Raw genomic sequence first — 24,566 nt, 5'->3', positions numbered from 1 at the left:
GCGCCGGGGCGGCCTCAGGCGACGAGGCCGCGCTCCTTGGCGAGCTGGAAGATGGGCGCCGCGTCCTTCTTCAGGACGGTGCTCACGTCCTTGACGATGGACTCGCCCGACTTCGCCACCGACAGGAAGTTGTCGAAGGTGCGGGTGAGGATGAGCACGCCGGAGATGATGACGCGCTGGAGGTTGTGCTGCAGGTCCGTGCCCTCGTAGATGAGCCACGCCTGCTCGACACACTTCTTGCGCGCGTCCACCAGGAAGTTGTTGAGGATGGTGCGCTCGTTCGCGTCGGGCACCTTGGACTTCGGGCTCACGGAGCCGATGTAGATGAGGCGCGTGTTGAGGCTCGTCGCAGCCTCTTCCATCTGAGCCAGGATCGCCGCGACGTCCTCCTTGGTCGGAGGATTCTGCCAGCGGGAGAAGATGACTCGGTCGATGAGCTCTGCCTTGTACGTGGTGGGGCCGTTCACGATGCCTCCGGTGAGGCGGACGGTTTCGATGCCACGAAGCGCCCGGCCGGCGTTCTCCACTGCGCCGCGCGTCTGGATGTGTAGCAGGAACACTCCTTTCATTGAAGAGAGTCACTGCTGGGGGCGCGCACCTCTTCGTCGCAGTGCGACTGTGAGGATGCAGCCGTGACGGACAAATCCCGCTGGGTCGACGCTGACACGTCCGGAATTCGGGGGCTGATACGTGGAATGTCCGGACAGCCCCGCGTGGATTTCACGTGAAGTGTGACGGCCTCATCTCGTGTCGTTTGAGACCTGGGGTGCCGCGCGACGAGCGAGTACCGCCTTCACGTCCTCGAGCGAGAGCCCCAGGGGCTTGATGGCGACGAGCAGGTGGTAGAGCAGGTCGGCGGCCTCCTCCACGGCGCGGCTCGCGTCCGCGTCCGCGCAGGCGGTGACCAGCTCCGCGGCTTCTTCTCCCAGCTTCTTGAGGCGCAGGTTCCTGTCGCCGAGCAGGCGTCGCGTGTAGCCAGGCTTCTCGTCTCGCGCCGGGGCGTGTGAAGCGCGCTCGGTGAGCGTGGCGTCGAGCGCGGCGAGCGCATCCCAGCGACCGGAGCCGAAGCAGGTCTCCTCGCCGGTGTGACAGGCGGGGCCGGCCTTGTGGACGCGGGCGAGCACCGCGTCCCTGTCGCAGTCCGCGCGCAGCGAGACGACGCGTTGGGTGTTCCCGCTGGTGGCGCCCTTGTGCCAGAGGCCTCGCGAGCGGGAGCGGTAGTGCATCTCGCCGGTGGCGAGCGTGCGCTCCAGGGCCTCGCGGTCCGCGTGCGCGACCATCAGCACGTCGCCCGTGGCCGCGTCCTGGGTCACCACCGTGACGAGCCCGTTGCCCTTGGTGAAGTCGAGTGTGTCCAGGTCCAGCATCAGTCGTTCCTCAGCGCGCCCAGGCGCTCACGGGTGATGCGGGCCAATGCCGTATTCGTGGCGATGCCGTTGCCGCCGAAGGCGGTGCGCTCTCCGGTCCAGTCGGTGAAGACACCGCCGGCTTCCTCGATGATGGGCTGGAGCGCGGCCGCATCCCAGGGCGAGAGCAGCTCGTCCACCATCACCTCCGCGCGTCCCGTGGCGACGAGCAGATAGCCGTAGCAGTCGCCCCAGGTGCGTGACACGGCCGCGTCACGTGTGAAGCGGCGCCAGGCCTCGCCTCGTTCGGGGAACTGGGAGAAGCGCTCGTCGGTGGAGAGGACCACCGCGCGGGCGAGGTCGGATTGCTCGGAGACGCGGGCGCGCTGGCCGTTCCAGAAGCAACCTTCGCCAGGAGCGGCGACGAGCAGCTCGCCCACCGCGGGGAAGTACGCGGCCCCCACGAGGATGCGCTCACCTTCCGCCAGTGCGACGAGCGTGCCCCACAGCGGCACTCCGCGGATGAAGGTCTTGGTGCCGTCGATGGGGTCGAGAATCCAGCGACGCTTCGCGCCGGGGCGTGTCTCACCGAACTCCTCACCGAGGATGCCGTCCTCGGGGAAGCGCTTCTCGAGCCACTCGCGTGCCGTCTGCTCCGCGGTGCGGTCCGCCACGGTGACGGGTGTGCCGTCGCTCTTGGTGTCCACCGCGATGCCTCCTCGGAAGAATTTGAGCGCGACGTCACCTGCCGAGCGCGCGACCTCCGCCGCCGCCTGCATCAATCCCTGGGTCGTCATCTCATGCTCCTGTTTCCCACCGTGTTCGTCCGAAGCGACCGGAGGGGCTTGAGCGAAGCACCGCCGCTGGCAGGCAACCCTCGGGGCGCGGGCTCGCGCGGCGCAACCGGGTGATGGTGTTCCTCGATGCGGCATCCATGTCGGGAAGACATCGCGCCTCGGACACGCGCATCGCGCAGCGAAAGGTCCGGGTCATGGCGTGCTCCGAATCGGCAGGCCGCTCGAGCGCAGGAGCGACTTGATGGCGCCCACCGTCGTGAGCCCATCGTGGAGGATGCCCGCCACCAGCGCCGCGTCCGCGCCACCTCGCGTGAGCCCGTCCCTCACGTGCTCCGCGCTGCCCGCGCCACCCGAGGCGATGACGGGCACGGCGACCGCGTCCACCACCCTCCGGGTCAGCTCCAGGTCGTAGCCCGAACGCGCGCCGTCCTGGTCGATGCTCGTGAGCAGCACCTCCCCTGCCCCACGCGCCACGCACACCTGGGCCCAGGTCACCGCGTCCAGCTCGGTCGGCCTTCGCCCTCCATGCGTGTAGACGCGGTAGCGCTCTCCTTCCTTGCGAGCATCGATGCTCGCCACCACGCACTGGGCTCCGAAGCGCTCTGCGCACTCGGTGAGCAGCTCGGGCCGAGCCACCGCCGCCGAGTTGATGCTCACCTTGTCCGCCCCCGAGCGCAGCGCCCGGCCCACGTCCTCCACCGTGCGCACGCCGCCGCCCACCGTCAGCGGAATGAACAACTGCTCCGCCGTGCGCCGCACCAAATCCCAGAGCGTCTCGCGCTCCTCTTCGCTCGCGGAGATGTCGAGGAACGTCACCTCGTCCGCGCCCTCCTGCTCGTAGCGCAGCGCCAGCTCCACCGGGTCGCCGACGTCGCGAAGCCCCTCGAAGCGGACCCCCTTCACCACCCGGCCGCCCTTCACGTCCAGACAGACGATGAGTCGTCGCGTGAGCATCACGTCACCTCCAGGGCCACGGAGCCCTTCATGCTGAACACCGTGCCGCCATCCACCATCGCGTCCCGCAGCGCGAGCCCCAGCGCCTTGAACGCGGCCTCCGTCACGTGGTGACGGTCCTTCCCACGCAGCACCCGCAGGTGCAGCGTCACCTTCGCGTGCTCGCAGAACGAGCGCATCCAGTGCTCGTACAGCCGGTTCTTCAGCGGCCCCTCGTAGAAGAAGCGTCCCCCCGCATCCAGGCACGCCTGCACCAGCGCGTCGTCCATGGGAATGGTCCGCTCCGCGAAGCGCGCCGCCGTCGCGGGAATCACCCGCTGCACCGCCGTCCCCAACGTGATCGCCACGTCCTCCATCAGGTGGTGCTTGAGGTCACCCCGCGCATGCAGCTTCAAGTCGAGCCCCGCGTAGCGCCCGAAGGTGGAGAGCATGTGGTCGAAGAACACGAGCCCCGTGTCCACCTGCGTCGCCCCGCGACCGATCGACACCTCCACGCGCACCTGCGTCTCCTTCGTCTCCCGAGTGACCAGGGTCATTCCGCGAACTCCCGCGCGACTTCACGCGCATCCAGTCGTCCCGTGTACAGCGCCATGCCGATGACCGCTCCGTACGCCCCCGCCGAGGCCAGCGCGCGCAGGTCGTCCATCGTCGTCACGCCCCCCGACGCGTAGAGCCGGTGACGACTGCGCGCCACCACCTCGCGCATCAGGGACAGGTCCACGCCCTCCAGCTGTCCTTCCTTGTGCACCGCCGTCACCAACAGCCCACCGAGCGCCAAGGGCTCCAGCACCGCGAGGACCTGGTCCAGCGTCCTGCCACTCCCCGCCGTCCAACCTCGCGTCACCACCTCCCGCCCGCGCACGTCCGCCGCCACGACCACGCGCCCCGGAAAGCGCTCCGTCACCTCCGCCAGCCACCCCGCGTCCTCGATGGCGCGCGTGCCCACCACCACCCCCGAGGCACCTCCCTCCAGCAGCGCCGTCACCCGCGCGGTGTCCCGGACACCCCCGCCCACCGTGAAGGCGAGCCCAGGCTCGTGCGACGTGAGTCGCGTCACCACCCGGGCGTTGGAGCCACGTCCCAGCGCCGCGTCCAGGTCGACGACGTGAAAGGAACGGAAGCCGAAGCCACGCCAGTGTCGAAGCGCGTCGAGCGGGTCATCCACTCGCACCCGCTCCGCGTCATACGAGCCTCCGACGAGCTGCACGCAGGCCCCCTCGCGCAGGTCGATGGCGGGGATGGCCCTCATGAGCGCACCTCACGGAGGAACGCCCGCACGAAGGCCACACCCGAGGCCGACGACTTCTCCGGGTGGAACTGCACGCCCACCACCTTCCCTCGGCGCACCGCCGCGGGAAAGCGGTCCTCCTCGTGCGTCGTCCACGCGGTGACAAGCGACGGGTCCGCCACCCGGCACACGTAGCTGTGCGCGTAGTACACGGTGTCCAGCTTCGCTCCGGACAACGTGCTGTCCTCGTCCACCTGGTTCCAGCCGATATGCGGCACCCGCCGGGCCGCCAGTCGCTGCACGTGGCCCGCGAAGTAGCCCAGCCCCTTCCCCGCCCCCTCGTCGCTCGAGTCGAACAGCAGCTGCATCCCCAGGCAGATGCCCAGGCACGGCAACCCTCGCTCCAGCGCCAGACGCATCGTGTCCCGCCCCTGCGCCAGCCTCGCCGCCGCGAGACCGAACGCCCCCACACCGGGCAGCACGAGCACATCCGTGTCCACTGCCCGGCGTGGGTCCTCCTCGACGTGGACCTCCACGCCCGGCTCCGTGGCCAGGGCCTTCGAGAGCGAGTGCAGGTTTCCAGCGCCGTAATCGAACAGGGTGACTCTCATCGCAAGGACTCCCGCAGCGCCACGAGCGCCGCCTCGAGCATGGGCCACGGTCCACTGCCGATCCGGAGCGCATCCCCCACGCCGGTCAGCCCCTGGAAGGCCCTCACGTTCACATCCCGCTCACGCATCCGCTGGGCCACCCCCAGCGCGTCCGGCATCGGCACCATCAGGAAGTTGCCCTCCGAGGGCAGCGGCGACAGCCCCATCGACATCAATTCCGCGCGGAGATGTTCACGATTCTTCCGTGCCTCGACCACCTGGGCCTCGACCCACATCCGGTCCTCGCGCAGGACGGCGACGGCCATCGACTCCGCCAATGTCGTGAGCTTGTACGGTCCGCGCGCCTTCTCCACCTCCGCGATGAGCGCCGGGCTGCCCACGCCCCAGCCCACCCGCATGCCCGCGAGCCCATACGCCTTGGAGAACGTCCGCGTCACCAGCACGTTCTGCCGCGTGCGCGCCAGGTCCAGGAAGTCCGGCGCCGAGGAGAACTCCACGTAGGCCTCGTCGATGATGACGAGGCCCGGCGCCTTCTCCACCACGTGCTCCACCGCCGCGCGGGACAGCTGCGTGCCCGTGGGGTTGTTCGGCGAGCACAGGTAGATGAGCTTCGCCCCCGTGGCCAGCAGCGCCTCCGGGTCCACGTCGAAGTCCGCGCGCAGGGGCACCGGCGCCGTCTTCAAGCCGTTCACCTTCGCGAACAGCGGCATCATCACGAACGTCGGGTCCTGGAACGCGAGCACCTCGCCCGGCTCCAGGAACGCGCGCAGCGCGCTGTCCAACACGTCGTCCGAGCCACAGCCCGTCGTCACGCACCCGACACCGACACCGAGCCGTGAAGCGAGGACGTTGCGCAGGTCGGGCGCGTAGCCTCGCGGGTAACGGGACAGTGACTCCGGACGGGACTCGCGCAGCACCCGCTCCGCCGCGGGAGGCACGCCGAAGAGGTTCGTGTTGTCGCTCAGGTCCACGCGACACGGCCGCTTCGGCGGTGAGTACAGGGGGATGTCCCGGAAGGACTCGCGCAGGGGAATCATGCGCCCCTCCAGGCTCGCGCCGCGTCGGCGTGCGCGAACAGCCCCTCGCTGTCGGCGAGCAGCCCCACGTCCTCCGCCAGCGCCTCGGAGGCCGCGCGCTCGACGCGCTGGTAGGTGGTCCACCGGTAGAAGTCGAGCAGGTTCAGGCCCGAGTACGCCCGCGCCAGCCCCGCCGTGGGCAGCACGTGGTTGGAGCCCGTCATGTAGTCGCCGTACGCCACCGACGAGCGCTCACCGAGGAAGACGGTGCCCGCGTTGCGCACCCTCGCCAGGTCCGCGGAGGGCGCGGCCGTGGCGAGCAACAGGTGCTCCGGCGCGAAGTCCGCCACGAACGGCCACGCCTCCTCCAGCGAGGCGACGCTCAGCACCGCGCCCCGGGAGCGCAGCGCCGCCGCGACGATCTCCTGCCGCTTCGCGTCCTCCGCCAGCCGACGCACCTGCTCCGCGACGGCCTCCGCCACCCCCTCACCGCGCGCCACCGTCACGCACGCGGCATCCGGGTCGTGCTCGGCCTGCGCCAACATCTCCCGCGCCACCGCCTCGGGGCTCGCCGTCTCGTCGGCGACGACGAGGATTTCACTCGGTCCCGCCGGCGCCTCGATGGCCACCGCGCCCACCACCTGGAGCTTGGCCTCCGCCACGTACGCGTTGCCCGGCCCGACGATGCGGTCCACCCGGGGCACGCTCTCCGTACCGTACGCCATGGCCGCCACCGCGCCCGCGCCCCCCAACGCGAAGACCCGGTCCGCCCCCGCGAGCACCGCCGCCGCCAGCACGCTCGGGTGCGGCAGGCCATCCGGCCCCGGCGGCGAGCAGACGATGACCTCCCCCACGCCCGCCACCTTCGCGGGCACCACGCCCATCAACACGCTGCTCGGATACACCGCTCGCCCGCCGGGCGCGTACACGCCCACGCGGCCCAGCGGGTCGGGCCTGCGTCCCACCAACACCCCCGGCTCCGTCTCCACCTCCACCGCGCGAGGCTTCTGCGCCTCGTGGGCCCGAGCGATGTTGCGCGCCGCGCGCCCCAACGCCCGCGCCACCGAGGGCTCCAGCGACGCGAGCGCCTGCTCACACCTCGCCCGGGGCACCTCCAGCGAGGACAGCTCCGCCCGGTCGAACTGCCGCGCCATCTCGAACAGCGCCCAGTCCCCGTCCAGCCGGACCTTCGCGATGAGCTCCCGCACCCGCGCGGCGATGCGCGTGTCCACGTCCCCACCGCGCTCCAACAACCGCTGCCGGTCCTGACGCGAGAGGCTGGCCAGCGGCCCCCGGTACCGCAGGAACGAAGGAAGCGACATCATCACGCCACCAGCCTTTCGATGCGCGTGACCAGGATGCCCTCGCACCCCAGCGTCTTCAGCGCGTTGACGGTGCGGTAGATGGTCTTCGCCGGCACCACCGCGTGCACCGCGACGAACCGGCCTCCGTCCAGCACGTCCACCACCGTGGGACCGTTGAGTCCCGGCAACACCTCACGCACCCGGGGCAGCTCGTCCTTCGGCACGTTCGCCATCAGGTAGCGCTTGCCCCGCGCCGCGAGCACCGAGCCGAGCGCGAGCTTCAGCTCCTCCAGCTTCCTCCGCGCCTCCGGCACGTTCGCCTGGCACGCCACCAGCCGCGCGCTGGACTCCAGCACGGTGGCCACCTCGCGCAGGCCGTTCATCTTCAACGTGGACCCGGTGGACGTCAGGTCCACGACGATGTCCGCGATGCCCAGGTGCGGCGCGATCTCCGCCGCGCCCGACACGGGCACCACCGTGACGCTCTGCCCCCGGCGCGCGAAGTAGTCCTGCGTCAGACGCGGGAAGCATGACGCGACGCGCATGCCGTCACGCACGTCGTTGGCGTGGCTGATTCCACTCTCCTCTCGCGCGGCCACCACCAGGCGGCAGCGTCCGAACTCCAGGTCCATCAGGTGCTCGAGCTCACGGCCCGCCTCGTTCACCAAATCCCAGCCGGTGACGCCCGCGTGCGCCGCGCCGTCCGCGACGAACTCCGGGATGTCCTGCGCGCGGACGAAGATGGCCTCGAACTCGCCGCCGAGCGACGCGGTGAGCGCGCGCTCGCCTCGGGCGCGGACCTCCAGGCCCGCATCGTTGAAAAGCTCACGGACCTCTTCGGAGAGGCGGCCTTTGTTGGGAAGAGCGATCTTCAGCAACATGGGGGGACCTGCGGGGGACTGCGGGGGAAGGGTGGCCGCGCGGAAACGAAAAAAGGCCCGTCCAGGGGGGACGGGCCTTCGGTCGCTGCGGCAGGTGCCGGGAGGGTGGTGCGTCTAGTGGCTCACCCAGGCATGCGCATGGCGAACGGTCCCGTCGGGGCCGAGCCGATGATGCGCATGATGGGGATGCACGGAAGAAAGACGCACGGCTCCATCAGTAATGGCAAAGGTGCCCCGCCGTCAACTCGACCTGCGTCATGCCGCTTGCAAACCCTCGACGGGGCGAGCAGGAAGCAAGGCCATGCGAGTCTCGGACGTCATCATCGTGGGCGGGGGCATCATGGGCTGCGGCATCGCGCTGCGGCTGCGGCAGGCGGGCGCGCGCGTCACCGTCCTGGAGCGCTCCATCCCCGGCGCGGAGGCCAGCAGCGCCGCCGCGGGCATGCTCGCCCCCCAGATGGAGTCGGACGGTCCGGGCCCCTTCCTCGACCTGTGCCTGCGCAGCCGCGGCCTCTACCCCGCCTTCGCCGAGGAGCTGCGCGAGCTGTCCGGCGTGGACATCGCCTACCGGCCCTGCGGCATCCTCAAGGTCGCCTTCGCCGACACCGCCGTGCATCACCTGGAGGCCACCGTCCTGTGGCAGCGCGGCATGGGCCTGCGCGCGGAGCTGCTCGACGGAGAGCAGGCCCGGGCGCTCGAGCCGAAGCTGTCCGCCAGGGCCGTGGCCGCCGCGCACTTCCCGGATGACCACCAGGTGGACAACCGGCTGCTGGTGCGCGCGCTGACGATGGCCGCCGCGCGCGTGGGCGCCGAGTTCCGCAGCGGCTACGTGCGCGGCATCGTCCACGAGGACGGCCGCGCGGTGGGCGTGGACCTGGATGGCGAGGTGCTGCGCGCGGACGCCATCGTCCTCGCCGCGGGCTCCTGGTCCTCCCTGGTCCAGGGCGCGGGCGTGGAGGCGAAGTCGGTGCGGCCCGCGCGCGGGCAGATGATCCAGCTCCAGACGCGCCTGCCGTTGCTGCAGCGCGTCCTCACCTCGGAGAAGGGCTACGTCGTGCCGCGCGCGGACGGCCGCGTCATCGCCGGCAGCACCATGGAGCTGGTGGGCTTCGACAAGCAGGTGACCGCGGCGGGACTGGCGCGCATCCTCGACATGGCCCTGGAGCTGTGCCCGGAGCTGGGCTCGGCGCCCATCACGGAGACGTGGGCCGGCTTCCGTCCCTGGACGGAGGACAAGCGGCCCTACCTGGGCGAGGGGCCCACGCCCGGCCTCTTCCTCGCCACCGGCCACTTCCGCAACGGCATCCTCCTGGCCCCCATCACCGCCAGGCTCGTCGCCCAGGCCGTCCTCGGGGAGCGCACCACCCTGGACCTCGCCCCCTTCCGCCATGACCGGGGAGGCACCCGGGCCCGCGCCTGAACGCCTTGCATCCCACCTGCCCGATGGGCTCCGCCCGCCTGCCCGCTCTGCCTGCCAGGGTCGCCTTCTGGACCGCCGCACTGGACTGTCAACCTGCAAGTGGAGGAAGGTGGTAATTTCCCTGACTCATTCGCCATTGAAACCCGGAAACCTCTAGAATCTCCCGCCGTGGAAGCCATCCCCCCTGCACCACCCCGAATCCTCATCGTCGACGATGACGACTCCGTGCGAGACGTCATCTCGGTCCTCTTGCGTGAAGAGGGCTACAACTGCGTCGTCGCGAGCGGCGCCGAGATGGCGCTGGACGTGGCGGGCGAAGAGGACACCCCGCTCGTCATCAGCGACATGAAGATGCCGGGCAAGGACGGCCTCTGGCTCCTGGAGAACCTGCGGGAGCGACTGCCGGACACGTCCGTCATCATGCTCACCGGCTATGGGGACACGGAGTCCGCGGTGGACTGTCTGCGCCGTGGCGCGGTGGACTACCTGCTCAAGCCACCGAAGCTGACGGACCTCATCCGGGCCATCGAGCGGGCGCTCGCCAAGCGCCGCATCGAGATGGCGAGGAAGCGCTACCAGAAGAAGCTGGAGCGCAAGGTGCGAGATCGCACCGCGGAGCTTCGCAGCGCGCTGCACAATATCGCCAACACCTACCAGAACACGCTGCTGGCCCTGGTCGCCGCGCTGGACGCGCGCGAGCACGAGACGAGCGACCACTCGCAGCGCGTGGTCAGCTACACGTCCGCCATCGCCGGGCGCATGGGCATCCAGGGCAAGGAGCTGGAGGAGATCGGCCGCGGCGCGCTCCTGCACGACATCGGCAAGATTGGCGTGCCGGACGCGGTGCTGCTCAAGCCGGGCAAGCTGACGCCGGACGAGTGGCTGGAGATGCGCAAGCATCCGGAGATCGGCTTCCAGATGATCCAGGCCATCCCGTTCCTGTCCACGCCGTCCGCCATCGTGCTGTCGCACCAGGAGCGCTGGGATGGCGCGGGCTATCCGCGCAACCTGTCGCGGCAGGAGATCCACATCGGCGCGCGCATCTTCGCCGTGGCGGACACGCTGGACGCGATGACGAGCGACCGGCCGTACCGCAAGGGCACGACGTTCGCGAACGCCATCCAGGAGATCCGCCGCTGCGCGAACACGCAGTTCGACCCGGAGGTGGTGCGCGCGTTCCTCGACATCGGCGAGGAAGGGCTCATCCACATCAAGGAGGAGATGAAGAAGAAGAAGCTCCAGCTCCCCGTGGCGGAGCAGGAGGCGAACGAGGCCGAGGCGGAGCTCGCCCGCCTGACGGACCTGGACGACGAGCTGGAGAACGTCCCCGCCGCCCCGCGCTCGGGGACGAGCGAGCCCACCGAGCCGAAGGTCAGCGTCATCCGCTCGGCGACAGGCAGTGAAGGCTGAGCCCGTCGTCGGGGAATGAGATGAACAGCCGCCAGCCGGCTGTTAAGAGGTCAGGCCGCCCGTGACGATGCCCGCCCTCCAGACGGATCCACTCGCTGCGCCCCTGCTGGACGCGCAGGGGCGCCGCATGACGTACCTGCGGCTGAGCATCACGGACCGCTGCAACTTCCGCTGCACGTACTGCTCTCCCGCGTCGTGGGGCGGGAAGAAGGACCTGCTCGACGCGCAGGAGCTGGGGCGCATCGCCGCCCTCTTCGCGGCCCTGGGCATCCGTCGCGTGCGGCTCACCGGCGGCGAGCCGCTCATCCGCCCGGACATCCTGGAGGTCGCCCGGCGCATCTCCGGCATCCCCGGCATCCAGCACCTGGCCATCACCACCAACGCCAGCCATCTGGAGTCACTGGCCGCGCCGCTGCGCGAGGCGGGCGTGGACCAGCTCAACCTCAGCCTGGACACGCTGTCCGCGGAGACGTTCCGGCGCATCTCCAAGCAGGGCGACTTCGACGCGGTGCTGCGCGGCATCGACCGCGCGGCCCAGGTCGGCTACGGCTCGCTCAAGCTCAACGTCGTGGTGATGCGCGGGGTGAACGACGACGAGGCGCGTGCGCTGGTGGAGTACGCGCACGCGCGGGGAATCACGCCGCGCTTCATCGAGCTGATGCCCTTCGGGCAGGGCAAGCCCGTGCCCACCGCGGAGCTCATCGAGCGGCTGCGCGGCGAGGGGCTCGAGCTGTCACCGGAGCCCGAGGAGACGGGCGCGGCCGCGGACTCCATCACCTCCGGTCCCGCGCGGTACTGGCGCGCGCCGGGGGGCCGCGTGGGGTTCATCTCACCGCTCACGCAGAACTTCTGCGGCGGCTGCAACCGCGTGCGCGTGGCGTCCAATGGGGACTTGAGGAGCTGCCTGGGAGGACGCGCGCAGGCGCCGCTGCACCAGCTCATCCGCGGAGGCGCCACCGACGTGGAGCTGGCGCGCGCCATCCGCGCGGCGCTGGGCGACAAGCCGGAGGGCCACCGCTTCACCGAGCCCGGCAACGGCGCCACCCTGCTGTCGATGATGGGCATCGGCGGCTGAGGCCGCGCACCCCAGGAACACGACGGGCGGGCCCGCGCGACTCGCGCATGACCCGCCCGGTGCAACCGGAGCTCCCATGGGGAGCCCCGCGCTGGACTACTTCACCAACCGGATGGCGAACGGGTACCTGTACAGCTGACCCTCGTTCGCCTTGAGGCCGGCGATGATGGAGAACACCAGCGCCACCACGCCGACGATGGGCAGCAGCACGAAGCCGATGCCCACGCACAGCGTGATCGAGGCCACCACCGCCGCGATGAAGATGGTGATCTGGAAGTTCAGCGACTCCACCGCGTGCTCGCGGATGAAGGACGACTCCTTGCCCTTCGTCAGCATCAGCACCAGCGGAACGGCGAAGCCCAGTCCCACGAAGTTGCCCAGGATGGTGCCCATATGGGCAATCAGCGCCATCGTCTTCTCGTCCTGGGTCGGCATCGGCGTGCCGGTGATGTACGAACCCACTTGTTCCCGCGGCGGAGTCTCCATGAAGTCTCCCCTCCCGATCATCGAGGGCGCGGACGCCGCGCCCATGCCCACCTACCATGGCATGCACACACTCTGATTGTCACGTCTCGGACAGGTGAGGCACAGCGTCGTTTGACGCCCTCGATTCCGGGTTTCTTGCTCAGCGATACAACTCGCTTCCCGCCTTCTTGAATTCCTCCCCCTTCGCCTCCATCCCCGCCCCCAGCGCCGCCTCCTCGGAGACTCCGGTCTTCGCGGCGTAGTCGCGAACGTCCTGGGTGATTTTCATGGAGCAGAACTGGGGTCCGCACATGGAGCAGAAGTGGGCGACCTTGGCGCCCTCCGCGGGCAGCGTCTCGTCGTGGAAGGCGCGGGCGCGCTCGGGGTCCAGCGCGAGGTTGAACTGGTCCTCCCAGCGGAACTCGAAGCGGGCCTTGGACATGGCGTTGTCGCGCGCCTGGGCGCCCGGGTGCCCCTTGGCCAGGTCGGCGGCGTGGGCGGCGATCTTGTACGTGATGACGCCCTCCTTCACGTCGTCACGGTCCGGCAGCCCCAGGTGCTCCTTGGGCGTCACGTAGCAGAGCATCGCGGTGCCGAACCAACCAATCATCGCCGCGCCGATGCCGCTGGTGAAGTGGTCGTACCCGGGCGCGATGTCCGTCGTCAGCGGCCCCAGCGTGTAGAACGGCGCCTCGCCGCACACGGCGAGCTGCTTCGTCATGTTCTCCTGGATGAGGTGCATGGGCACGTGGCCCGGGCCTTCGATCATCGTCTGCACGTCGTGCTTCCAGGCGATCTTCGTCAGCTCGCCCAGGGTCTCCAGCTCGCCGAACTGCGCCGCGTCGTTCGCGTCGGCGATGGAGCCCGGCCGCAGCCCGTCCCCCAGGCTGAAGCTGACGTCGTACGCCTTCATGATCTCGCAGATCTCCTCGAAGTGCGTGTAGAGGAAGTTCTCCTGGTGGTGCGCGAGGCACCACTTGGCGAGGATGGAGCCGCCTCGGCTGACGATGCCCGTCAGGCGCCTGGCGGTGAGGGGCACGTAGCGCAGCAGCACGCCGGCGTGGATGGTGAAGTAGTCCACGCCCTGCTCGGCCTGCTCGATGAGCGTGTCGCGGTAGATGTCCCAGGTGAGGTCCTCCGCCTTGCCGCCCACCTTCTCCAGCGCCTGGTAGATGGGCACCGTGCCGATGGGCACCGGCGCGTTGCGGAGGATCCACTCGCGCGTCTCGTGGATGTTGCGCCCGGTGGACAGGTCCATCACGGTGTCCGCGCCCCAGCGGATGGACCAGACCATCTTCTCCACCTCCTCCTCGATGGAGGAGGTGACGGCGGAGTTGCCGATGTTCGCGTTGATCTTCACCAGGAAGTTGCGGCCGATGATCATCGGCTCCAGCTCCGGGTGGTTGATGTTCGCGGGGATGATGGCGCGGCCCCGGGCCACCTCGTCGCGGACGAACTCCGGGGTGATGACGCGCGGGATGGCCGCGCCCCACGAGTGTCCGGGGTGCTGCGCGGCGAGCGACGCCTCCACGCGCAGGTTCTCCCGCAGCGCCACGTACTCCATCTCCGGGGTGATGACGCCGCGCCGGGCGTAGTGCAGCTGGGTGACGTTGCTGCCCGCTCGCGCCACGCGCGGCTTGCGGCGGTGGCCGAAGCGCAGCCCCGCGAGCCGAGGGTCCGCTTCGCGCTGGAGGCCGTATTGGGAGGTGATTCCCTCCAGCTCGCGCGTGTCGCCTCGCGCGTGGATCCACGCCTCGCGCGTCGCCGCCAGGCCCCGGCGCAGGTCGATGTCCGCCTCCGGGTCCGTGTACGGGCCGCTGGAGTCATAGACGTGCACCGGGGGGTTGGGCGTCTGCCGCGCGTCCGGCCCGTGGCCATGCCGCGTGGGGGTCTGCGAGATCTCGCGCAGGGGGACGCGCACGTCCGGGTGCAGCGCCCCGCTCACGTACACCTTGCGGGAGGCAGGGAGGGGGCCTCGACTGATGCCCTCCAACAGCTTCCCATCGACCTTCAGGCTCTTGGATGCTCCGCTCATCTCTCTCTCCTCGAGGACGGGCGGGAAGGCAGACGAAGCCTCCGGAAGGAAGCTTCGGGCCGCTTCCCTCCGCCGGTATGACCCGGTTCAGGTTCCAAGGGTTGGCCGCGCCGCGCGGCCGTCTCAGCCCCTTCCAAGGGGCACCCCTAGCGACTGGGTGAGCATCTAGCGCACATGGGGACGGGGTTCAACCCGGCCTGGGGCGGAGCCAGGCGCCGACCGGCGAACAGTCAGGCGCAAGGAATGCGGGACGACCCCTCGACGCGCAAACCTTGCGCGCGCCACAGGCCGCAATCACCGTTGCCCGAGGGAACCGGGGCTGGCCCCCGTCCTGCAATGCCTCCTGGAGGCATCCACACTCACCCGGAGAGCGCCACACATGCAGATCGTCGGAGAGCTGATGACACGCGAGGTGGTCACGCTCAAGGAAACACAGAACCTGGGCAAGGCGGAAGAGCTGCTGCGGCTGCACCGCATCCGGCATCTGCCCGTGGTGCGCCAGGGGAAGCTCGTGGGGCTCATCACCCACCGCGACCTGCTGCGGGCGGCGGCCACGAGCGCGAATGATCCGGCCGCGCAGCCGCTGTGGGCCGCGGACATCATGACGCGCGAGGTGACGACGGTCGCGCCCGAGGCCTCCCTGCGCGACGCGGTGGTGATGATGCTGCGCAACAAGTTCGGCTGCCTGCCGGTGGTGAGCAGCGACGGCACGCTGCTGGGCCTCATCACCGAGGCGGACCTGGTGCGCTACGCGCAACACCTCATCGAGGACAAGGACCGCCGCGAGCTGGCGCGCGAGTTCAACGCCTGAGTTCTTCGACGTGGGGCCGCGGTCCCACGTCGGCCGCTCCCTCGCGGGGCGCCTGCCGGGTCGGACGAAGCTCCCTCGCATCGATGGAGCCTCGGCCACGAACGCGCCCCCGACGCGGGCCCTCGCTCCACCGCGCAACCGACTCCCACCATGAACGCTCCCCTCGCCTCGATACGTGACGCCGAGGCCCTCACCTCCCCAGCGCCCGACGCGGCGCCCCCGCCCCCCGTGCGCCGCTGGGTGCGGCCCGCGCTGGCACTGGTGGGGCTGGGTGCGGTGGCGTGGCTGTCCGCGTTCGGGGTGCAGGGCGAGGTCGCGTCGCGCACGGTGCTGGTGGCCGGCGTCTGCCTCGTGCTGTGGCTCACCGAGCTGGTCCCGCCGTTCGTCCCCACCCTCCTGCTCCTCGGGGCGACGCCGGTGGTGCTCGGCCCGCTGGGGAAGGACTACGCGCTCTCGTCCGTGCTCACCTGGTGCGCGGACCCCGTGCTCATCCTCTTCCTGGGCGGCTTCACGCTCGAGGTCGCGGCGATGCGTCACGGCCTCGACTCCGCCGTGGCGGGCCACGTGGTGCGCCTGTCGCGCGGACGCCCCCGGCTGCTCCTCCTGTTCGTCATGGGCGGCGTGGCCTTCCTCTCCATGTGGATGTCCAACGTCGCCGCGGCGGCGATGATGCTCGCCGCGCTCCGTCCCGTCCTCCACACCTCGCCTCCCGGCACGTCCCTGCGGCCCGCCCTGCTCGCGGGCGTGGCGCTGGGCGCGAACCTGGGCGGCATGGCCACGCCCGTGGGCAGCGGCCCCAACGCCCTCGCGGTGTCCGCCGCGAGCGCCTACGCGCACGTCACCTTCGCGGGCTGGATGGCGTTCGCCCTGCCCCTCACGGCGCTGATGCTCGTGCTGGGCTTCGGACTGGTGCTGCTGCGCTTCCGCCTGGGCGGCACCCTGTCCTTGCCCGCACAGGTGACACGTCCGCTGGATGGCCGAGGCCGGAAGGTCCTCTGGGTCAGCGCCGCGTGCGTGGTGGCCTGGCTGTCGGAGCCCGTGCACGGCGTGCCCGCTCCCGTGGTCGCCCTGGGAGCCACCGCGCTGCTCTTCGGCACGGGCCTGCTCGAGCGCGAGGACCTCAAGAAGCTCGACTGGTCCACCCTGCTGCTCATCGCCGGAGGGCTGGGGCTGGGGAAGCTGCTGGAGCACTCGGGGCTGGTGGCCCACGCGCTCGACGGCGCGAGCCTTGCAACCTGGCCCCCGTCGGCCCGACTCGGCGCGCTCGTCGTCGTCGCCGCGGCGCTGTCCGCGCTCATGAGCAACACCGGCACCGCCGCGCTCCTCATGCCGCTGGCGCTCAGCGTGGAGCCCTCCGCGTCCACGCCCATCCTCGTCGCCATGGGGTGCGCCTTCGGCATCCCCTTCGCCATCAGCACCCCTCCCAACGCCATGGCCGCGGGAGAAGGACTGGAGACCTCGGAGCTGTTGCGGTTGGGACTTCCCCTCATGGTGGCCGGCTGTCTGCTGGTCAGCGCGACAGGCCCCTGGGTCCTGCGAATCTTCGGGCTGCCATGAGCTACCCTCGCCCGCACCTCCAGGACTCCAGGACGAAGCCTGGGTCCATCATGAAGCACTGTCCCGGCACACGGGTTGAAGGGGCAATGCCGGCACAAGGCTCTGCGGGAGGAGCGCCCATGACGTCCGTTACCGTCACAGAGTACGAAACGCGCCTCTACTGGCAAGGCGACCACGGTGCCGTCCTGACGAGCGACCGTGCGCCCCCCGTTCCCATCGGCCTGCCCCTGGTGGAGCCAGGCGCGCCGGAGGCCGGCCGCTGGGCCCCGGAGACGCTGCTGGTGGGCGCTGTCGAGGGCCGCACGCTGCTGGCCTTCCTGGAGCGCGCGCGCGAAGCGGAGGTGTCCATCCTCTTCTACCAGAGCTGCGCGGTGGCCCGGCTGGTGGCGAGCCCCGGCCAGGCGCCGCACCTCACCGACCTCATCGTCCGCCCCCACGTGGCCGTGGCCACCGATGCGGAGGCGGAGGTGGTACGCCGCATCTTCGCGGAGCTGCCCGCGCACTGCTTCCCCAGCTCCGTCATCCAGATATCCCCGCGCATCGAGCCCGTGGTGGAGACGTGGCACGCCCGCGCCGCCCGCCCCATCGTTCGCGAACCCACGAGTCTCGCACTCCCCTGACCCCGAGCCCCCGCCCATGTCCGCACAGCGCATCCTGGTCGTCGACGATGAGGACAACGCCCGCAAAGCCATCGCCACCATCCTGAACGAGGAGGGCTACGACGTGGCCGAGGCCGCCGACGGCGCCGAGGCGCTCGCGCGCGTGGCGGACTTCTCCCCCGCCGTGGTGCTCACCGACGTGCGCATGCCGAAGATGGACGGCCTGAGCCTGCTGCGCGCCGCGCGCGAGCAGGGCAGCGACGCCACGTTCGTCATGATGACGGCCTTCGCCAGCGTGGAGATGGCGGTGGAGGCGATGAAGTCCGGCGCCGACAACTTCCTGCTCAAGCCGCTGGACGCGGACCAGGTGCTCGTCACCCTGTCCAAGGCCCTGGAGAAGCGCAGCCTGCGCCAGGAGGCGGAGGCGCTCAGGGACCAGGTCCGCACCCGCGTGCGGCGCTTCCACGACATCATCGGCGAGTCGCCGCAGTTGCAGGGCATCTACGACGTCATCCGCCGCGCGGCCAGCACGCGCGCCACGGTGCTCATCCTGGGCGAGTCCGGCACGGGCAAGGAGCTCATCGCCCAGGCGCTGCACCAGGAGTCGCCCCGCCGCGACAAGCCCTTCATCCGCGTGCACTGCGCCGCGCTGTCCGAGAACCTGCTGGAGAGCGAGCTGTTCGGCCACGAGAAGGGCGCCTTCACCGGCGCCATCGCGCGCAAGGAGGGCCGCTTCGAGCTGGCCGACGGCGGCACGCTGTTCCTGGATGAAATCGGGGAGATCTCCCCCACCGTGCAGGTGAAGCTGCTGCGCGTGCTCCAGCAGCGCGAGCTGGAGCGCGTGGGCGGCACCCAGACGCTCAAGGTGGACGTGCGAATCGTGGCCGCCACGCACCGCGACCTGGCCGCGGAGGTGAAGGCGGGCCGCTTCCGCGAGGACCTCTACTACCGGCTCAATGTCGTCAGCGTGACGCTCCCGGCCCTGCGCGAGCGCAAGAGCGACATCCCCGCCCTGGTGAACCACTTCCTGGAGAAGTACGGCGACTCCTACGGCAAGCAGGTCCGGGGGCTGGCCCCGGGCACGCTCCAGGCCCTGCTCGCGCACGACTGGCCGGGCAACATCCGCGAGCTGGAGAACGCCATCGAGCGCGCGGTGGTGCTCACCCAGGGCCAGGAGCTGACCACCGACGACCTGCCCCCGGTCCTGCGCGGCCCCCGGCCCTCGGGCACCAGCCAGGGTTCGCTCATCCCCGGCGCCACGCTGGCCGCCATCGAGCGGGAGGCCATCCTGCGCACGCTGGAGATGGTGCAGGGCTCCACCTCGCGCGCGGCGGAGGTGCTGGGCATCAGCGTGCGCAAGATCCAGTACCGCCTCAAGGAGTACGGCGCCCAGTCGGACGGCGCCCCCGCCCGGCTCGACGGCGACGAGCCCAACGGCCCGGACCTGGCCGCGGAGTCCTGAGCTGCGCCCCGGGACACCCGTCCTCCCGCGCTGACGCGGTGTCCCGTCCCTGGGCATCTACGACGAGTGTCGTTGACAGATACGACATACGTCGTAATACTTTCGCGAATGACGCCCGTTCCACCGCAGCCGACGCGCGCCGAGCTGGCCATCCTCCGAGTCCTCTGGCAGTTGGGGCCCAGCACCGTGCGGCAGGTGCATGAGTCCCTCCGAGGCACGCAGGAGAAGGACACCGGCTACACCACCGTCCTCAAGCTCCTCCAGAACATGACGGAGAAGGGGCTCGTGCAGCGCGACGAGAGTGAGCGCACGCACGTCTACGAGGCGGCCCTCAGCCAGAAGCGCACGCAGCGTGACCTGCTGAGAGACCTGATGGACCGCGCCTTCGGGGGCTCGGCGTCGAGCGTCGTCGCCCAGGCCCTGTCGATGAAGCGGGCCTCGGCGCAGGAGCTGGCGGAGATCCGGAAGCTGCTGGACGAGCACGAGAGGCGGGGGAAGTGATGCACGTGCTGGACGCGCTGGAACGGGCCCTCATCGACTTCGTCTGGCAGGGCGGCGCGGTGGCCCTCGTCGTGGCGGGGCTGCTGGCGATGATGTCGCGCCGCTCGGCGAAGGGGCGCTATGTCGTCGCGTGCCTGGGGCTCGCGACCATGGCGGTGTTGCCGCTCGTGACCTTCCTGCGGGCCCTCATGGAGGGGCCGGCCGCGGCGGCCTCGGTGGGCCTCGCCCCCCAGGCGCTCGCTCCGGCGGCGGTGGCCCGCGAGGTCGTGGTGGCGGACCTGGCGCCCACGGCCGAGGTCACCATGACCTGGCTGGAGCTGTTGCGGCCCTGGCTGCTGCCGGCGTGGTGCGCCGGCGTGCTGCTGCTGTCGGCCCGGACGCTCGTCTCCTGGTACGCGGCGCAGCGGCTGTCGAGGCTGCACACCCGCGAGCCCGACAGCGTCTGGCGCGAGGCGATGGAGCGCGCGCTCGCGAAGCTGCGGATGTCGCGCCCCGTGCGGCTGATGGCGTCCACGCGCATCGACGTGCCCCAGGTCATCGGCCTGTGGCGTCCGCTCATCCTCGTGCCCGCGGGGGCCATCACCGGGCTGTCGCCGCAGCAGCTGGAGGCGGTGCTCTCCCACGAGCTCGCGCACATCCAGCGGCACGACTACCTGGTCAACCTGCTCCAGGCGCTGGTGGAGACGTTCTTGTTCTACCACCCGGCCGTCTGGTGGCTGTCCCACCGCATCCGCGAGGAGCGCGAGCACTGCGCCGATGACCAGGCCGTGCAGTCGTGTGGCGACGCGGTCCTCTACGCCCGCGCGCTGGCGCACATCGAGCAACTGCGCGCGCCGCCGTCCGCGCTGCTCGCGCTGGGCGCGGATGGGGGCTCGCTGCTGGGCCGCATCCGGCGGCTGCTGTCGGTCCCCGACACGCGGGCGCCTCGTCGCTCGTGGCGGCTGGTGAGTGGACTGGGTGGCGCGGCGCTCGCCGTGGCGCTGGGCTCCTCACAGGTGCCGATGACGGCGATGGCCGTGGCGCCCCAGGCCCTGGACGTGGCGCCGGTGGCGAAGCACGAGCGCGCCTTCACGGAGGTCACCCCGCCCGTGCATCGGCCCCTGGTGGCTCCGGCGCCCCGCATCCTCCCGCTCGACCTGACCTCCAAGACGCCCAGCCGTCCGACGCGCGTGCTCCACAAGGTCTCGACCGCGCCTCGCAAGGCGCGCGAGCCCAGCCCCCGGCCGCTGCTCATCCCCGACACGCAGGGGATTGCGCGCACGCAGCTCCCCAGGACGCCCTACCCGCTCGACGTGGAGCCCGCCGTCCCCTCCGAGGCCGTGGCCGTGGAGAGCCACGAGACGCCGGTGGACGAAGCGCAGGTGGAGCACGACAGCATCTCGATGCAGGTGATGGCCGCGGCGCTGCCCGCGCTCACTCCGGCCACGACGCCGCCCGCCGCGCCGACGCCGCCCCGTCCCCAACCGGAGGACGACGGCGCCTTCACGCTGGGGCCCGGCATCACCCCGCCCCGCTTCGTGTCCGGGCAGCGGCTCGCCTTCCAGGACATCACCCAGAACCTGCGCTCGCGCATCTCCGCCGTCCCCAAGGGCTCCATCGTCACCCGGTGCACCATCACCGCCGAGGGCAGCGTCACCAACTGCAAGTCGCTGCAGAGCCTCTCCGGTCTGGAGGAAGGCGTCATCCGCACCCTGACGACGTGGCGCTACGAGCCCGCGACGCTCGACGGCAAGCCGGTGCCCGTGCACTACGAGTTCGACATCTGGTTCACCAATGAGCCCGGTGGCGGCAGGGACCAGCAGCTCGCCAGCGCGGACAAGCCCGGCAAGCGCGCGGACGGCTCCAGCCAGAGCGCCTGCATCCTCTGCGCGAGCGTCTCCGCGTCCAGCGTGGTGACGCCTCCCGTCGCCGGCTTCTGAAGTGACGTGAAGCCCCCGGTGGCGCGTCGCCCTAAGTAGATCGCCAAATGTTCCTGAGCGAATCCGAGGCGGAGCGGGAACGGGCAAGGTCCCTGCATTTGTCTCGGAACTTGTGGCGACCTACTTAGCGCGCCATCGGGAGCCGCAGGAGGAAGCGGGCGCCGCCGCTCGGTGCGGTGCCCACCTCCAGCGTCCCGCCGTGCTGCGTGACGATGGCGTGGACGATGGGCAGCCCCAGCCCGGAGCCCTGCGCCTTGGTGGTGAAGAAGGGCTCGAAGATGCGGTCCCTCATCGCCTCCGGGACGCCCGAGCCCGTGTCGTCCACCGTGAGCCACACGCGCGTGTCCTCGGTGCCCACGGTGAGCGTCACGTGGCCTCCGGCGGGCGTGGACTCCAGCGCGTTGAGGCACAGGTTGATGAGCACCTGCCGCAGTCGCTCCTCCTCACCGGAGAGCGCGGGCAGGTTCGACTCCGGCACCACCTGCGTCAGCGACACCTTGCGCGTCTCCGCCTGACTGCTCAAGAGGTCCACCACGCGGCGCACCAGCGCCTTCACGTCCACGGAGCCGGGGCGGAACTCACGGGGCCGGGCGAACTGGAGGAAGTCCTCCAGGATGTGGTCCAGCCGGCGAATCTCGTCGCGCACGAGCAGGAGCGGCTCCAGCAACGTGCCCTGCTGGTGGTCCGGCAGCCTGCGCACCCGACGCTCCAGCACGGACAGCTGGAGGGCCGCGGCGTTGAGCGGGTTGCGAATCTCGTGGGACAGCCCCGCCGTCATGGTCCCCACCGCGGCCAGCTTCTCCGTCACTTGCGCGCGTCGGGCCAGCTCCCGCTTCTCCGCGTGCAGCCGCACCTGCCGCATCGCCTGCTCCAGCGTCAGGAGCAGCTCTCGCGGCGCGCAGGGCTTCATGAGATATGCGCACGCGCCCGCGCGCACCGCCGCCACCGCCGTCTCCAGCGTGGCGAAGCCGGTGAGCAGCACCACCTCCGAGTCCGGCGAGCCCTCCTTCAGCTCCGCCGCCAGCGCCGTGCCGTCTCCGTCCGGCAGCCGCAGGTCCACCAGCGCCACGTCGAACCCGTCGCGAGCCTTCTCCCGCGCGCCCCGACAGGTCGACGCCGCGTGCACCACGTAGCCCGCGTCGCCGAGCAGCTCATCGAGGTTGTCCAGGAACGCCGCGTTGTCGTCCACGACGAGGACTCGCGCGGGGGACTGGGAGTTGGGCTCGGTCATGGAGAGGACACGGGGCGCGCGGCGTGCGCGGTCTCCAGCGCGCCCATGAGCGCGCCGGTGTCGAAGGGCTTCGAGTAGACATCCACGCCCTCGCCGAGGGGCGCCAGGTCCGGCCAGGCCGTCATGACGAAGGTGGACAGACTGGGGAAGCGCGCGCGCAGGCGCCGCAGCGCCTCACCGTCCGGGCCTCCGGGCATGCGCAGGTCCACCAGCGCCGCGAACGGCATCGCGCAGGAGAGCAGGTCCGCGTCCAGCGCGGAGCTCACCGTCACGCACGAGAAGCCCCTGGCGCGCAACAGCTCGGAGAGGTTGTCGCTGAGCGCCGGGTCGTCCTCGGCCACCACCACCAGGCCGTCGCGTCGTGCGTTGGCGAGCAGCTCCATCAACGTGGAGATGGGGACGGGCTTGGGCAGCACCGCGAGCAGCCCTTCACGCCGCGCGGTCTCCAGGTCGTCCTCACGGGGATAGGCCGTCATGACGACGGTGGCGATGCCCGGGTCCACGCGCCGGATGCAGCGCACCGCGTCCGCGCCGCTCATCCCCGGCATGCGCATGTCCGTCACCAGCGCGTCGAAGCGCGTGGCGCCCACCGCGCGCAGGGCCTCGTCGCCCGTGGAGACGACGGTGGCCTGGTGGCCCTCGTCGCGGAGGATTTCGGCGAGGTTCTCCGCCAACGCCCGGTTGTCATCGAGCAGGAGGTAGCGTCGCACGAGTGCCCTCCTCGGGGGACTTGGGGAGCTGAAGCACGAACCGGGCACCCGCGCCGGCCCGGGGCGCGTAGGTGATGGAGCCGCCGTGCCGCTCCAGGATGCGGCGCACGAGCGGCAGGCCCAGACCGATGCCCCGCGCCTTCGTGGTCATCAGCGGCTCGAAGAGGCGCTCGCGGATGGCCTCGCTGAGGCCGGGCCCCGAATCCTCCAGCACCAGCTCCACCTGACCGGCGTCGCTCGTCGAGCCGTGGAGCGAGATGTCCCCGCCGGACTCCTCGAGCGCCTGCACCGCGTTCTCCAGCAGGTTGACGAACACCTGGCGCAGCTGCCCCGCGTCGCCGTGCACCGCGGGCAGGGACACCAGGCCCTCCGCGCTGACACGGACGTTCTCGGGGCGGACCACGGCCTTGAGGGCCTCCTGCCAGACCTCGTCCAACCAGACCTCCTGCCGCTGGAGGGGGCGGTCGCGAATCATGTCGAGCAGGTCGGACACGATGTGGTTGGCGATGCCCACCTGCTCGCCGATGCGGTCCAGGTGCTTGGCGGTGCGCTCGTCCACCGTGGCGCCCTGACGGCTGCGCAGGATGTAGAGCGAGGTCTCGATGACGCCCAGCGGGTTGCGCAGCTCGTGGCCGATGGAGCCGACGAGCTGGCCGAAGGTGGCCAGGCGCTCGGTGCGCGCCTGCTGCGCGAGCAGGTCCTCGCGGTAGGTGTGGAGCATGATGGCCAGCTCCAGGTCCAGGATGCGGCCGAGCGCCGCGCGCGTGTCGTGGAGCACCTGGGGCTGGGTGGTGAACGCCGTGTCGATGATGGCGTTGAGCTCCTGGCGCAGCACGTTCATCGCGCCGAACATGTAGTGCTGCTCCAGGGAGATTCGCACGTGCATGCGGCCGATGCGGCAGCGCAGCGCGAAGTACGCCTCATCCCACGGGCCGCGCAGCAGCTGGTCCATCCACACCTGGAGCGTGCCTCGCAGGTGGCCCACCTGGCTCTCGCCGCCCTCGAGCGCCTGGCGGGCGCCCTCGTGCTCCAGGATGCGGTCGTAGAAGACGCGCGCGATGCGGGGGAAGTGCGGCTTCGCGAGGGAGTGGAGGCCGACGAGTGACAGCTCGTCCCGCGCTCCGAACCCCACGTACCGCTTCAGCTCCTCGAACAAGGTTTCCGCCATGGTTTCGGGGCGGACATTAACCGCTCGCCCCACATCGGACGAGCAACTCCGCAGCAAGCACCGCGC

24 protein-coding genes and 1 riboswitch are annotated in these 24,566 nt (G+C 70.7%); of the genes, 9 read left to right on the top strand and 15 right to left on the bottom strand.

Annotation, left to right across the window (positions count from 1 at the left end; all coding sequences use genetic code 11):
* Positions 1-14 precede the first annotated feature (14 nt).
* From VZQ01_RS37470 to hisG, 10 genes are all read right to left on the bottom strand, one after another.
* Complete coding sequence (locus VZQ01_RS37470) at positions 15-569, bottom strand: DofB protein (RefSeq protein ID WP_223747628.1); 555 nt, start codon at positions 567-569, stop codon at positions 15-17.
* A gap of 171 nt (positions 570-740) precedes the next feature.
* The gene (hisIE, locus tag VZQ01_RS37465; protein ID WP_223785155.1) at positions 741-1,367 is read right to left on the bottom strand and encodes a bifunctional phosphoribosyl-AMP cyclohydrolase/phosphoribosyl-ATP diphosphatase HisIE; all 627 of its coding nucleotides are present in this window, start codon (positions 1,365-1,367) and stop codon (positions 741-743) included.
* A complete protein-coding gene (gene hisN, locus VZQ01_RS37460) occupies positions 1,367-2,143 on the bottom strand; it encodes a histidinol-phosphatase (RefSeq protein WP_426746055.1) in 777 nt (258 codons plus the stop codon). Before hisN ends, hisIE begins: the two co-directional genes overlap by 1 nt.
* A 192-nt stretch (positions 2,144-2,335) precedes the next feature.
* The gene (hisF, locus tag VZQ01_RS37455) at positions 2,336-3,097 is read right to left on the bottom strand and encodes an imidazole glycerol phosphate synthase subunit HisF (RefSeq protein ID WP_426746054.1); all 762 of its coding nucleotides are present in this window, start codon (positions 3,095-3,097) and stop codon (positions 2,336-2,338) included.
* The gene (locus VZQ01_RS37450) at positions 3,097-3,633 is read right to left on the bottom strand and encodes an imidazoleglycerol-phosphate dehydratase (RefSeq protein WP_426746053.1); all 537 of its coding nucleotides are present in this window, start codon (positions 3,631-3,633) and stop codon (positions 3,097-3,099) included. The genes hisF and VZQ01_RS37450 overlap by 1 nt, the downstream gene beginning before the upstream one ends.
* Positions 3,630-4,346 carry a 1-(5-phosphoribosyl)-5-[(5-phosphoribosylamino)methylideneamino]imidazole-4-carboxamide isomerase gene (locus VZQ01_RS37445; RefSeq protein ID WP_223747624.1) on the bottom strand — a complete coding sequence of 239 codons (717 nt, stop codon included), beginning with the start codon at positions 4,344-4,346 and terminating at the stop codon, positions 3,630-3,632. The genes VZQ01_RS37450 and VZQ01_RS37445 overlap by 4 nt, the downstream gene beginning before the upstream one ends.
* Complete coding sequence (gene hisH / locus VZQ01_RS37440; protein ID WP_223747623.1) at positions 4,343-4,936, bottom strand: imidazole glycerol phosphate synthase subunit HisH; 594 nt, start codon at positions 4,934-4,936, stop codon at positions 4,343-4,345. The genes VZQ01_RS37445 and hisH overlap by 4 nt, the downstream gene beginning before the upstream one ends.
* On the bottom strand, positions 4,933-5,973 hold the full coding sequence (locus VZQ01_RS37435) for a pyridoxal phosphate-dependent aminotransferase (RefSeq protein ID WP_426746052.1): 1,041 nt from the start codon (positions 5,971-5,973) through the stop codon (positions 4,933-4,935). The genes hisH and VZQ01_RS37435 overlap by 4 nt, the downstream gene beginning before the upstream one ends.
* Entirely contained in the window at positions 5,970-7,277 is a 1,308-nt protein-coding gene (hisD, locus tag VZQ01_RS37430) for a histidinol dehydrogenase (RefSeq protein WP_370640346.1), read from the bottom strand. Before hisD ends, VZQ01_RS37435 begins: the two co-directional genes overlap by 4 nt.
* Positions 7,277-8,137 (bottom strand): ATP phosphoribosyltransferase, encoded by an 861-nt coding sequence (hisG, locus tag VZQ01_RS37425; protein WP_141332745.1) that lies wholly within the window; start codon positions 8,135-8,137, stop codon positions 7,277-7,279. The genes hisD and hisG overlap by 1 nt, the downstream gene beginning before the upstream one ends.
* Before the next feature lie 301 nt (positions 8,138-8,438).
* Between hisG and thiO the strand changes: the two genes are divergently transcribed.
* The 3 genes from thiO (at position 8,439) to moaA (ending at position 12,042) form a co-directional block, all read left to right on the top strand.
* On the top strand, positions 8,439-9,557 hold the full coding sequence (thiO, locus tag VZQ01_RS37420) for a glycine oxidase ThiO (RefSeq protein WP_426746051.1): 1,119 nt from the start codon (positions 8,439-8,441) through the stop codon (positions 9,555-9,557).
* Between the two features lie 168 nt (positions 9,558-9,725).
* Entirely contained in the window at positions 9,726-10,967 is a 1,242-nt protein-coding gene (locus VZQ01_RS37415; protein ID WP_223747620.1) for an HD-GYP domain-containing protein, read from the top strand.
* A gap of 67 nt (positions 10,968-11,034) precedes the next feature.
* Positions 11,035-12,042: a GTP 3',8-cyclase MoaA gene (gene moaA / locus VZQ01_RS37410; protein ID WP_223747738.1), complete on the top strand. Its 1,008-nt coding sequence runs from the start codon at positions 11,035-11,037 to the stop codon at positions 12,040-12,042.
* A 96-nt stretch (positions 12,043-12,138) separates the two neighbouring features.
* Here moaA and VZQ01_RS37405 read toward each other — a convergent pair whose 3' ends face one another.
* Positions 12,139-12,528, bottom strand: coding sequence for a DUF4870 domain-containing protein (locus VZQ01_RS37405; RefSeq protein WP_223747619.1), 390 nt, complete (start codon positions 12,526-12,528; stop codon positions 12,139-12,141).
* 139 nt (positions 12,529-12,667) lie between these two features.
* On the bottom strand, positions 12,668-14,542 hold the full coding sequence (gene thiC / locus VZQ01_RS37400; protein WP_223747618.1) for a phosphomethylpyrimidine synthase ThiC: 1,875 nt from the start codon (positions 14,540-14,542) through the stop codon (positions 12,668-12,670).
* Between the two features lie 47 nt (positions 14,543-14,589).
* A riboswitch (TPP riboswitch) is annotated at positions 14,590-14,700 on the bottom strand.
* Between the two features lie 221 nt (positions 14,701-14,921).
* On the opposite strand from thiC, the gene VZQ01_RS37395 reads away from it, so the two are divergent.
* The 6 genes from VZQ01_RS37395 (at position 14,922) to VZQ01_RS37370 (ending at position 21,391) form a co-directional block, all read left to right on the top strand.
* Positions 14,922-15,353 (top strand): CBS domain-containing protein, encoded by a 432-nt coding sequence (locus tag VZQ01_RS37395; RefSeq protein WP_074954787.1) that lies wholly within the window; start codon positions 14,922-14,924, stop codon positions 15,351-15,353.
* A gap of 150 nt (positions 15,354-15,503) precedes the next feature.
* Positions 15,504-16,910, top strand: coding sequence for an SLC13 family permease (locus tag VZQ01_RS37390; protein ID WP_426746050.1), 1,407 nt, complete (start codon positions 15,504-15,506; stop codon positions 16,908-16,910).
* 119 nt (positions 16,911-17,029) lie between these two features.
* Positions 17,030-17,530, top strand: coding sequence for an OsmC family protein (locus VZQ01_RS37385; RefSeq protein ID WP_426746049.1), 501 nt, complete (start codon positions 17,030-17,032; stop codon positions 17,528-17,530).
* Between the two features lie 16 nt (positions 17,531-17,546).
* On the top strand, positions 17,547-18,971 hold the full coding sequence (locus VZQ01_RS37380) for a sigma-54-dependent transcriptional regulator (RefSeq protein ID WP_408890074.1): 1,425 nt from the start codon (positions 17,547-17,549) through the stop codon (positions 18,969-18,971).
* A gap of 108 nt (positions 18,972-19,079) precedes the next feature.
* Positions 19,080-19,472, top strand: a complete 393-nt coding sequence (locus tag VZQ01_RS37375; protein WP_046714442.1) for a BlaI/MecI/CopY family transcriptional regulator — start codon at positions 19,080-19,082, stop codon at positions 19,470-19,472.
* Entirely contained in the window at positions 19,472-21,391 is a 1,920-nt protein-coding gene (locus VZQ01_RS37370) for a M56 family metallopeptidase (RefSeq protein ID WP_426746048.1), read from the top strand. The genes VZQ01_RS37375 and VZQ01_RS37370 overlap by 1 nt, the downstream gene beginning before the upstream one ends.
* Before the next feature lie 124 nt (positions 21,392-21,515).
* On the opposite strand, the gene VZQ01_RS37365 is transcribed toward VZQ01_RS37370, so the two are convergent.
* From VZQ01_RS37365 to VZQ01_RS37355, 3 genes are read right to left on the bottom strand one after another with little or no spacing between them, the layout of a single operon-like run.
* Positions 21,516-22,622 (bottom strand): sensor histidine kinase, encoded by a 1,107-nt coding sequence (locus VZQ01_RS37365; protein ID WP_223785147.1) that lies wholly within the window; start codon positions 22,620-22,622, stop codon positions 21,516-21,518.
* Entirely contained in the window at positions 22,619-23,332 is a 714-nt protein-coding gene (locus VZQ01_RS37360) for a response regulator (RefSeq protein WP_223785146.1), read from the bottom strand. The genes VZQ01_RS37365 and VZQ01_RS37360 overlap by 4 nt, the downstream gene beginning before the upstream one ends.
* Positions 23,307-24,500 (bottom strand): sensor histidine kinase, encoded by a 1,194-nt coding sequence (locus VZQ01_RS37355; RefSeq protein ID WP_223785145.1) that lies wholly within the window; start codon positions 24,498-24,500, stop codon positions 23,307-23,309. Before VZQ01_RS37355 ends, VZQ01_RS37360 begins: the two co-directional genes overlap by 26 nt.
* Between the last annotated feature and the right edge of the window lie 66 nt (positions 24,501-24,566).

The organism is Myxococcus faecalis (genome assembly GCF_050039385.1).
Lineage (GTDB): Bacteria > Myxococcota > Myxococcia > Myxococcales > Myxococcaceae > Myxococcus > Myxococcus fulvus.
This window is presented reverse-complemented; position numbering and strand designations above follow the sequence as displayed.

Excerpts from the sequence above, each read along its gene's own strand:
- VZQ01_RS37470 (WP_223747628.1), bottom strand. The coding sequence starts at position 569 with ATGAAAGGAGTGTTCCTGCTACACATCCAGACGCGCGGCGCAGTGGAG.
- hisIE (WP_223785155.1), bottom strand. The coding sequence starts at position 1,367 with ATGCTGGACCTGGACACACTCGACTTCACCAAGGGCAACGGGCTCGTC.
- hisN (WP_426746055.1), bottom strand. The coding sequence starts at position 2,143 with ATGACGACCCAGGGATTGATGCAGGCGGCGGCGGAGGTCGCGCGCTCG.
- hisF (WP_426746054.1), bottom strand. The coding sequence starts at position 3,097 with ATGCTCACGCGACGACTCATCGTCTGTCTGGACGTGAAGGGCGGCCGG.
- VZQ01_RS37450 (WP_426746053.1), bottom strand. The coding sequence starts at position 3,633 with ATGACCCTGGTCACTCGGGAGACGAAGGAGACGCAGGTGCGCGTGGAG.
- VZQ01_RS37445 (WP_223747624.1), bottom strand. The coding sequence starts at position 4,346 with ATGAGGGCCATCCCCGCCATCGACCTGCGCGAGGGGGCCTGCGTGCAG.
- hisH (WP_223747623.1), bottom strand. The coding sequence starts at position 4,936 with ATGAGAGTCACCCTGTTCGATTACGGCGCTGGAAACCTGCACTCGCTC.
- VZQ01_RS37435 (WP_426746052.1), bottom strand. The coding sequence starts at position 5,973 with ATGATTCCCCTGCGCGAGTCCTTCCGGGACATCCCCCTGTACTCACCG.
- hisD (WP_370640346.1), bottom strand. The coding sequence starts at position 7,277 with ATGATGTCGCTTCCTTCGTTCCTGCGGTACCGGGGGCCGCTGGCCAGC.
- hisG (WP_141332745.1), bottom strand. The coding sequence starts at position 8,137 with ATGTTGCTGAAGATCGCTCTTCCCAACAAAGGCCGCCTCTCCGAAGAG.
- thiO (WP_426746051.1), top strand. The coding sequence starts at position 8,439 with ATGCGAGTCTCGGACGTCATCATCGTGGGCGGGGGCATCATGGGCTGC.
- moaA (WP_223747738.1), top strand. The coding sequence starts at position 11,035 with ATGCCCGCCCTCCAGACGGATCCACTCGCTGCGCCCCTGCTGGACGCG.
- VZQ01_RS37405 (WP_223747619.1), bottom strand. The coding sequence starts at position 12,528 with ATGGAGACTCCGCCGCGGGAACAAGTGGGTTCGTACATCACCGGCACG.
- thiC (WP_223747618.1), bottom strand. The coding sequence starts at position 14,542 with ATGAGCGGAGCATCCAAGAGCCTGAAGGTCGATGGGAAGCTGTTGGAG.
- VZQ01_RS37395 (WP_074954787.1), top strand. The coding sequence starts at position 14,922 with ATGCAGATCGTCGGAGAGCTGATGACACGCGAGGTGGTCACGCTCAAG.
- VZQ01_RS37390 (WP_426746050.1), top strand. The coding sequence starts at position 15,504 with ATGAACGCTCCCCTCGCCTCGATACGTGACGCCGAGGCCCTCACCTCC.
- VZQ01_RS37385 (WP_426746049.1), top strand. The coding sequence starts at position 17,030 with ATGACGTCCGTTACCGTCACAGAGTACGAAACGCGCCTCTACTGGCAA.
- VZQ01_RS37380 (WP_408890074.1), top strand. The coding sequence starts at position 17,547 with ATGTCCGCACAGCGCATCCTGGTCGTCGACGATGAGGACAACGCCCGC.
- VZQ01_RS37375 (WP_046714442.1), top strand. The coding sequence starts at position 19,080 with ATGACGCCCGTTCCACCGCAGCCGACGCGCGCCGAGCTGGCCATCCTC.
- VZQ01_RS37370 (WP_426746048.1), top strand. The coding sequence starts at position 19,472 with ATGCACGTGCTGGACGCGCTGGAACGGGCCCTCATCGACTTCGTCTGG.
- VZQ01_RS37365 (WP_223785147.1), bottom strand. The coding sequence starts at position 22,622 with ATGACCGAGCCCAACTCCCAGTCCCCCGCGCGAGTCCTCGTCGTGGAC.
- VZQ01_RS37355 (WP_223785145.1), bottom strand. The coding sequence starts at position 24,500 with ATGGCGGAAACCTTGTTCGAGGAGCTGAAGCGGTACGTGGGGTTCGGA.